Raw genomic sequence first — 6,493 nt, 5'->3', positions numbered from 1 at the left:
CCTGCCGCTAGCGTTTATCCTGAGCCAGGATCAAACTCTCCATTGTAAAAATGAATGTCTTCGACGTCCTTTTACTACCGAATATCTTCGAACCGATTTTCGATCCTCTATGGAATCCGAGGGCCCGAAGGCCGAAAACCTGATCGATCTTCTCCGGCAGTGACGAAAATCTTACGACTCTCGTCGAACCGTCGTCCTGTGCTCCGGTTTCTTTACTACCTGTTTCTTTTATTGACTAAGCTTTTTTCCCACCTATCTCTAGGTGACGAGCCATTACTGGCTCCTAAACTTGTACTACAACTGCAATACTTCAATGAACTGTCGACCTTTTCAGGTCTTCATATTTTCACGTTCGCTTCCGGAAACTCCCGGATGAATACGAACGAAAAAACAGCAACTTTATTGCGTCCGCCGGAAAAACTTCCGAAACGGACTGCAAAGGTAATTCAAAATTTCAATTCTGCAAAAACTTTTTCACTTTTTTCTGCCACCCCACCATCCCACGCACCTCCTCTCTTTTGCGGATGCAAAGGTAATCACCTTTCCGGTCTTTGCAAACATTTTCGAATATTTTTTCGAATTCTTTTTTTCCGTAGCTTTGTAGTACTCTTATACCCAAACCGATATAGAGTATCAAAAAAACAACAACCGATGCGAATAGGAATCGTCATTGTCAACTATAACACGTGCGCGCTCCTGCGGAATTGCCTGCAATCACTCGCTACCTACCTATCGCACGGGGGCGAGGAGACAATCCGGGTGGCGGTGGTGGACAACGGCTCGACGGACGGATCGGCCGAGATGGTACGAAGTGAATTTCCGGAGGTCGTCTGTGTGGAGGCCGGTGAAAATCTCGGTTTCGGACGTGCCAATAATTTGGGTGTGAGGATATTGGAGGAACGTTTCGGAGAAGCGGAATACCTCTTTTTCCTCAACTCGGATACCGTACTGCTCAACGATGCGCCGGCCATTCTGGCGGAATTTCTGGACAACCGTCCGGAAGCGGGAGTAGCGGGCGGAAACCTGTTCCGCGCAGACGGAACCGCACCCAATCGATCGTTCGCGTCGGTGCACGGACTCGGCTGGGAATTGCCCGCCTTCATCAAGCGGCGCCTGTGGCCGAACGAGCCTTGGTTCAACCACACGTCCGAGCCGCGGCAAGTCGGATACATCGTGGGAGCGGATCTGATGGTCAGAAGAGCCGCCTTGAAAAACCGGGAGGCTTTCGATCCCGACTTTTTCATGTACTACGAAGACATCGAGCTCTGCGTGCGTATCCGGCGAAGCGGATTCGAGGTCTGGTCGGTACCTCAGGCCCGGATCATTCACCTGGCCGGACAGTCGTGCACGGTGCCGAACACCAAATTTCAACGGATACAAGAGTCGAAATACATCTATTATAATAAAGTACACGGAACGAGTCATGCCCGATGGGCATATCGGCTCGCCCAAACAGGATACCGGCTGCACGCCGCGTGGGGACGACTCACGGGCAACCATGCGAAACGAGAACGGTACGCCGAATGGGCAGAAATCAATGCGGCGGCTTGGAAACAGGGCCGACAAACACGCGAAAACAGACACACAACCAAAAGAGATCATGAATAGCCGGGAAGAAAAGCTGGCCGCCATCGGACGGCTGCTGGACATTATGGACGAACTGCGGGTCAAATGTCCGTGGGATCGGGAGCAGACAATGCTCTCGCTGCGGAACGCCACCATCGAAGAGTGTTTCGAACTGATGGACGCCATCGTGGAGGGCGATCCTCTATATATAAAGAAGGAGTTGGGCGACCTGCTGCTGCACATCGTTTTCTACGCCCGGATCGCACAGGAGGAGGGGCGGTTCGACATCGGCGACGTGGCGACGGCGCTCTGCGAAAAACTGATCTACCGCCACCCGCACGTCTACGGCGAGGCGGTGGCGGCCGATGCGGGGCGGGTGGTGCAGAACTGGGAGGTGCTGAAGCAGAAAGAGAAAGACGGCAACAAGACGATTCTGGCGGGGGTGCCGAAGGGGATGCCTGCCTTGCCGAAGGCCTGCCGGATTCAACAGAAGGCGGCGACGGTGGGATTCGACTGGCACGAACGGCAGGAGGTGTGGGCAAAGGTGCGGGAAGAGACGGAGGAGATTCAGGCCGAAATAGAGGGTGCGGATGCCGACCGGTTGGAGGCGGAGTTCGGCGACCTGCTCTTTTCGGTAGTGAACGCCTCGCGGCTGTACGGGGTGAATCCCGACCTGGCGCTGGAGCGGACGAACCGGAAATTCATGGCGCGCTTCGGCTACATGGAGCACAAAGCCAAGGAAAAAGGCATATCTTTACAAGACCTCCCGGCGGATGAGATGGAGCGATACTGGAACGAGGCAAAGACCAAACCCCTAAACGACGAAACGTTATGAAAAAACGGTTGATTCTGCTTTGGATAAGCGCAACGGCCCTGCTCGGCTTGCCGGGTTGCGGATCGCACGGTAGCTCCTCGGACCTGCCCGAGGAAGAGGCTGCCGTAGAAGTCGAAGAGGTCGACCTGTCGAAGGACGAGGGAATAACGAACGCTGCCGATGCCGTCTACGGAGGTACTCCGTCCGGAGCAGGCCGCAACAAGGGCGAAGCGGAGTGGCGGGAGCTGCTGGCCACGGGTTCGGTGGCTTCGTCGGACAGCTCGCGACGGTTCGTCCGCACGGCGACGATGAAGTTCCGCGTCAAACACTTGGCCACCTCGATCTACTCGATCGAAGAGATCGTGCGGCAACAGGGGGGCTTCGTAGAGAGCAGCAATATGGAAAATTCGGTCTTTTCGACCCGAACGACACCGCTCAGTCGGGATTCGATCCTGGAGACCACCACGCATCGGCTCTCGTGCCGGATGAAGATCCGGGTGCCGAGCGAACGGCTGGACACGGTATTGCAGCTGATTTCGAACCACATCGACTTTCTGGACTACCGCAAGATGGAGGCGGAGGATGTGACGCTCGACTGGCAGGGACGGCAACAGACCGACAAACGATATAAGAAATATGTATCGGATTCGAACCGGCGGCCTCGGACAGACTCCGCTACGGAGGCGACGTTCAAACGCACGCTCGAAGGAGACGAAGCCGTGTTGCAGCTCCGGCGGTTGAACGACCGGATTCGGTTCAGCACCGTGACGCTGCACCTCTACCAGCGCGAAACGGTTCGAAACGAGGTACTTCCGCAGTCGGACGAGGTGCAGCCTTATCGTCCGGGATTCTGGAAAGAGGCGGGACAAGCTTTGTCGCGCGGCCTCAGCGTACTGCGGATCATCGTGTTGTTCCTGTTCCACATCTGGTGGCTGATTCTGGGGGGAGCGATCGTGTGGGGCGTCTTGTGGTGCCGGAAACGATTCTGCCGCAAGAAAAAACAATAATGCCGCTTTACGGCAAATGCGAACGCCGGCTGTCGTTTATCACGACAGCCGGCGTTCGCGTTACTCCCCATCCCCGAACGGAACCGTCCATCGAATCGTTCCGTCGGCCCCGCAATGCAACGGCAAATCACCAAATATCCGCCCGATCGCTCCGTTCGCCAACAACTCGTCCGGCGCACCCGCCTCCACTCCGTCGCGCCCCATCACCCACAACACGTCGCACAACTGGAGCGCCACCGACAGGTCGTGAGACGAAAAAACGACGATCTTGCCCGTCCGATGCGCCAGCCGCCTCAACAGCAGAACGGTGTGATACCGGTTCGGCAGGTCGAGAAAAGCCGTCGGCTCGTCGAGCAGCATCACCGGCGTGTCCTGCGCCAAGGCCCGCGCAATCATCACCCGCTGCCGCTCTCCGTCGCTGAGCGTGTCGAGCGTCTTCTCGCGAAAGGCGGTCATCCCGACCTGCTCCAATGCCTCGGCCACCCGCCGCTCATCCTCCGTCGACAACGATCCGAACCACCCCGTATACGGCGCTCTCCCCATAGCCACCGCCTCGTACACACGCAAGTGAGCCACCGTCACCGACTCCGTGGTCACAAAGGCGATCCGTTTGGCCCGTTCCGCCGGAGCGAGCCGCAACAACTCCTCGCCGTCCAACGACACCGATCCGCCCAACGGCACCCGCACACCGGCCAAGACCCGCAGGAGGGTACTCTTTCCGACCCCGTTCCGGCCCAGCAGGGCCACGATCTTCCCCTCCCCGGCCCGCAGCGTCAACCCCGTTTGCAAAATGCGCTCCTCTTTCCGCTTCGGTCGGTAACCGAGGGTGAGCGATTCGATTTCGAGCCCCATTACATCATCCTCCCGCGTTTGTTATTGACCACCACAGCGACCACCACCGGTATCCCCACCAGCGCCGTCAGCGTATTGATGGGCAAGATCAGATCGGTGCCCGGCAGTTGCGACAAGAGGTCGCACAGGAGCACCAGATCGGCCCCGATCAACATCGAAGCGGGCAGCAGGATCCGGTGGTCGGCCCTCCGAAAGCACATCCGGGCCAGGTGCGGCACGGCGATGCCGACGAACCCGATCGGCCCGCAGAAGGCCGTCACGCCGCCCGCCAGCAATGAGGTCGCCAAAAAAATCACCGTCCGCACCCGCCGGATCGAGACTCCCATACTCCGGGCATATCCGTCACCCAACAACAAAAGGTTCAACGGTTTCACGGAAAGAACGGCCAGCAGCATCCCTCCGCCGACACACAAGGCGAGAATCAGTAGCTGGACGTGCGACAGCCCGCCGAGGCTCCCCATCGACCAGATGACGAACCCTTTCAACGCGCTGTCGCTGCTGAAATACTGCAAGACATCGACCAGCGCCGCGGCGCCGCTGCCGAACATCATCCCGAGGATCAGCACGGCCATAATATCCTTGATGCGGGCCGAAACGGCCATCACGACGACCAGCACCGCCACTGCTCCACCCCATGCAGCCACGGCCGTTCCGAGATCGCGCGCCACGCCGAGGCCGCCGAGCACGGGCGCTCCGAGCAGAAAAAGCGCCACGCCAAGACTCGCTCCCGAGCTGACGCCCAGCACGTAAGGCCCTGCCAAAGGATTCCGAAAGACGGTCTGCATCAGCAGACCGCTCACGGCCAGCGCGCTCCCGACCAACCATGCCGCAGTCGCTTTGGGCAGCCGGAAGTCGAACAGAATCCGCCACGCCACGTCATCCCGACCGGCACCGAAGGGCCACAACAGCCCTGTCGAACCGACGACCACATCGGCTCCGAACAGTGCGACGAGCAGTACAATGAGGAGTATGAATTTCGTTCTCAACGTTCTTCGGTTCTATCTTTCTGTCGGGTAAGGGTTCGGGGCAGCGGTGTTTCGCCCCGGGCTACCGCGATCGCACGGATGGCACACCGGGCCACGGGGGTAGCGGGGGTTACGCCTGGTCTTCCACAACCAGTGGGAGCAGTGGCCTGAACTTGATTTTCGGGGGCACATGGCTCCGTCCCGGCAGCACTGATTACCGTGCCTACGGTTTTCAGTTGCGGTGCCTCTCGGAATAAACGGGGGTGCCGCTCGCGGTGGGCAATGGGCTGGAACTACCCTAAGTAACTGACCACCCAACCCTGCATTTAAGTTGCATCCCTGCGGTTCGAAGAACCGCCCGGGCCGGAGCCACCCCAGGCGTAGGCCTGCAACCTCGCGAAGCTCGTTTCCGGCTACGCTGGCTCCGACCCGAACCACAAGAGCATATTTCTATCTGTTAAGCGGAAACGCACTGTAAGCGGGCCGTTGGGTCGCATAAGCAACACCCCCATTCACCGCCCCAATTCTGTCGGGTTCGGGCTGCCGCCCATCCCCCCCGAGGCGCTCCGCGCCTAGGCGACAAGGCCGGCGATTCCTCGCGGAATCGCGCGAATCGCTCTCGCCCCAAAGCTATTGATAAGAGCACCGCCTCTCAAAAAAATCCCAAAAGTTAAAAGTCGAATAGTGTCGGTTCGATATATCGCGGTTTTTCCGTCCCTCCCTCCTCTGGAGTCCCCCGCTCCTCGCTCGACGAGACCTCAGCCTCGGCCACAACCACCTCCTCCGTCTCCTCCGCCATTTCTACTTCCGCTTCCGCCGGAAGAGCCTCGTTCACCGCCTCGGCCAACGCCTCCGTCCGCACCACGATCTCCGTATCCGTACTCTCCGCCCCCAGTTCCGTCTTGATCTCCAGCAATGCCGCCCGAATCCGTCCCAGGTGTTCCAAAATCTGAACATCCCGTTTCAACGAATTTTTGTTGTCCTTGATATACTTTTCCGCCCCCGCCAGCGTCATCCCCTTCTCTTTCACCAAATGGTAGATCAGCTTCAGGTTCTCGATATCCTCCGGCGTAAAAAGCCGGTTTCCCTTGGCATTCTTTTTCGGTTTGAGCACGTCGAACCGCTTCTCCCAGAAACGAATCAACGAGGGATTCACGTCGAACATTTCGGAGACTTCGCCCATGCTGAAAAACATCTTTCGAGAGCCCTTTTTCTTATCGGTCATACGGAAAATCGAGGTTTCGGTTCAGTCTGCCAAGATAGCGATTTTTTCCATACCTTTGACCACC

At 58.1% G+C, this 6,493-nt stretch carries 6 protein-coding genes; 3 read left to right on the top strand and 3 right to left on the bottom strand.

The genetic code is table 11. From position 1 onward, the window contains the following. Positions 1-651: 651 nt before the first annotated feature. Genes Q9S52_RS04845 through Q9S52_RS04835 form a run of 3 tightly spaced genes read left to right on the top strand, consistent with a single transcriptional unit; the run spans position 652 to position 3,387 of the window. Entirely contained in the window at positions 652-1,608 is a 957-nt protein-coding gene (locus Q9S52_RS04845; protein WP_304708344.1) for a glycosyltransferase family 2 protein, read from the top strand. Beyond that, the gene (mazG, locus tag Q9S52_RS04840; RefSeq protein ID WP_304708343.1) at positions 1,601-2,401 is read left to right on the top strand and encodes a nucleoside triphosphate pyrophosphohydrolase; all 801 of its coding nucleotides are present in this window, start codon (positions 1,601-1,603) and stop codon (positions 2,399-2,401) included. The genes Q9S52_RS04845 and mazG overlap by 8 nt, the downstream gene beginning before the upstream one ends. Further along, a complete protein-coding gene (locus Q9S52_RS04835) occupies positions 2,398-3,387 on the top strand; it encodes a DUF4349 domain-containing protein (protein WP_304708342.1) in 990 nt (329 codons plus the stop codon). Before mazG ends, Q9S52_RS04835 begins: the two co-directional genes overlap by 4 nt. 60 nt (positions 3,388-3,447) lie before the next feature. Here the strand turns inward: Q9S52_RS04835 and Q9S52_RS04830 are convergent, their stop codons facing one another. From Q9S52_RS04830 to Q9S52_RS04820, 3 genes are all read right to left on the bottom strand, one after another. Then, on the bottom strand, positions 3,448-4,239 hold the full coding sequence (locus tag Q9S52_RS04830) for an ABC transporter ATP-binding protein (protein ID WP_304708341.1): 792 nt from the start codon (positions 4,237-4,239) through the stop codon (positions 3,448-3,450). Continuing rightward, on the bottom strand, positions 4,239-5,225 hold the full coding sequence (locus Q9S52_RS04825; RefSeq protein ID WP_304708340.1) for an iron ABC transporter permease: 987 nt from the start codon (positions 5,223-5,225) through the stop codon (positions 4,239-4,241). The genes Q9S52_RS04830 and Q9S52_RS04825 overlap by 1 nt, the downstream gene beginning before the upstream one ends. A gap of 649 nt (positions 5,226-5,874) precedes the next feature. Next, on the bottom strand, positions 5,875-6,429 hold the full coding sequence (locus Q9S52_RS04820; protein WP_294594818.1) for a MerR family transcriptional regulator: 555 nt from the start codon (positions 6,427-6,429) through the stop codon (positions 5,875-5,877). Positions 6,430-6,493: the final 64 nt, after the last annotated feature.

It is taken from the genome of uncultured Rikenella sp. (assembly GCF_948810725.1).
In the GTDB taxonomy this organism is placed as follows: Bacteria; Bacteroidota; Bacteroidia; order Bacteroidales; family Rikenellaceae; genus Rikenella.
This window is presented reverse-complemented; position numbering and strand designations above follow the sequence as displayed.

Bases quoted from the DNA above. Each gene is read 5' to 3' on its own strand.
- Q9S52_RS04845 (WP_304708344.1), top strand. From the start codon at position 652: ATGCGAATAGGAATCGTCATTGTCAACTATAACACGTGCGCGCTCCTG.
- mazG (WP_304708343.1), top strand. From the start codon at position 1,601: ATGAATAGCCGGGAAGAAAAGCTGGCCGCCATCGGACGGCTGCTGGAC.
- Q9S52_RS04835 (WP_304708342.1), top strand. From the start codon at position 2,398: ATGAAAAAACGGTTGATTCTGCTTTGGATAAGCGCAACGGCCCTGCTC.
- Q9S52_RS04830 (WP_304708341.1), bottom strand. From the start codon at position 4,239: ATGGGGCTCGAAATCGAATCGCTCACCCTCGGTTACCGACCGAAGCGG.
- Q9S52_RS04820 (WP_294594818.1), bottom strand. From the start codon at position 6,429: ATGACCGATAAGAAAAAGGGCTCTCGAAAGATGTTTTTCAGCATGGGC.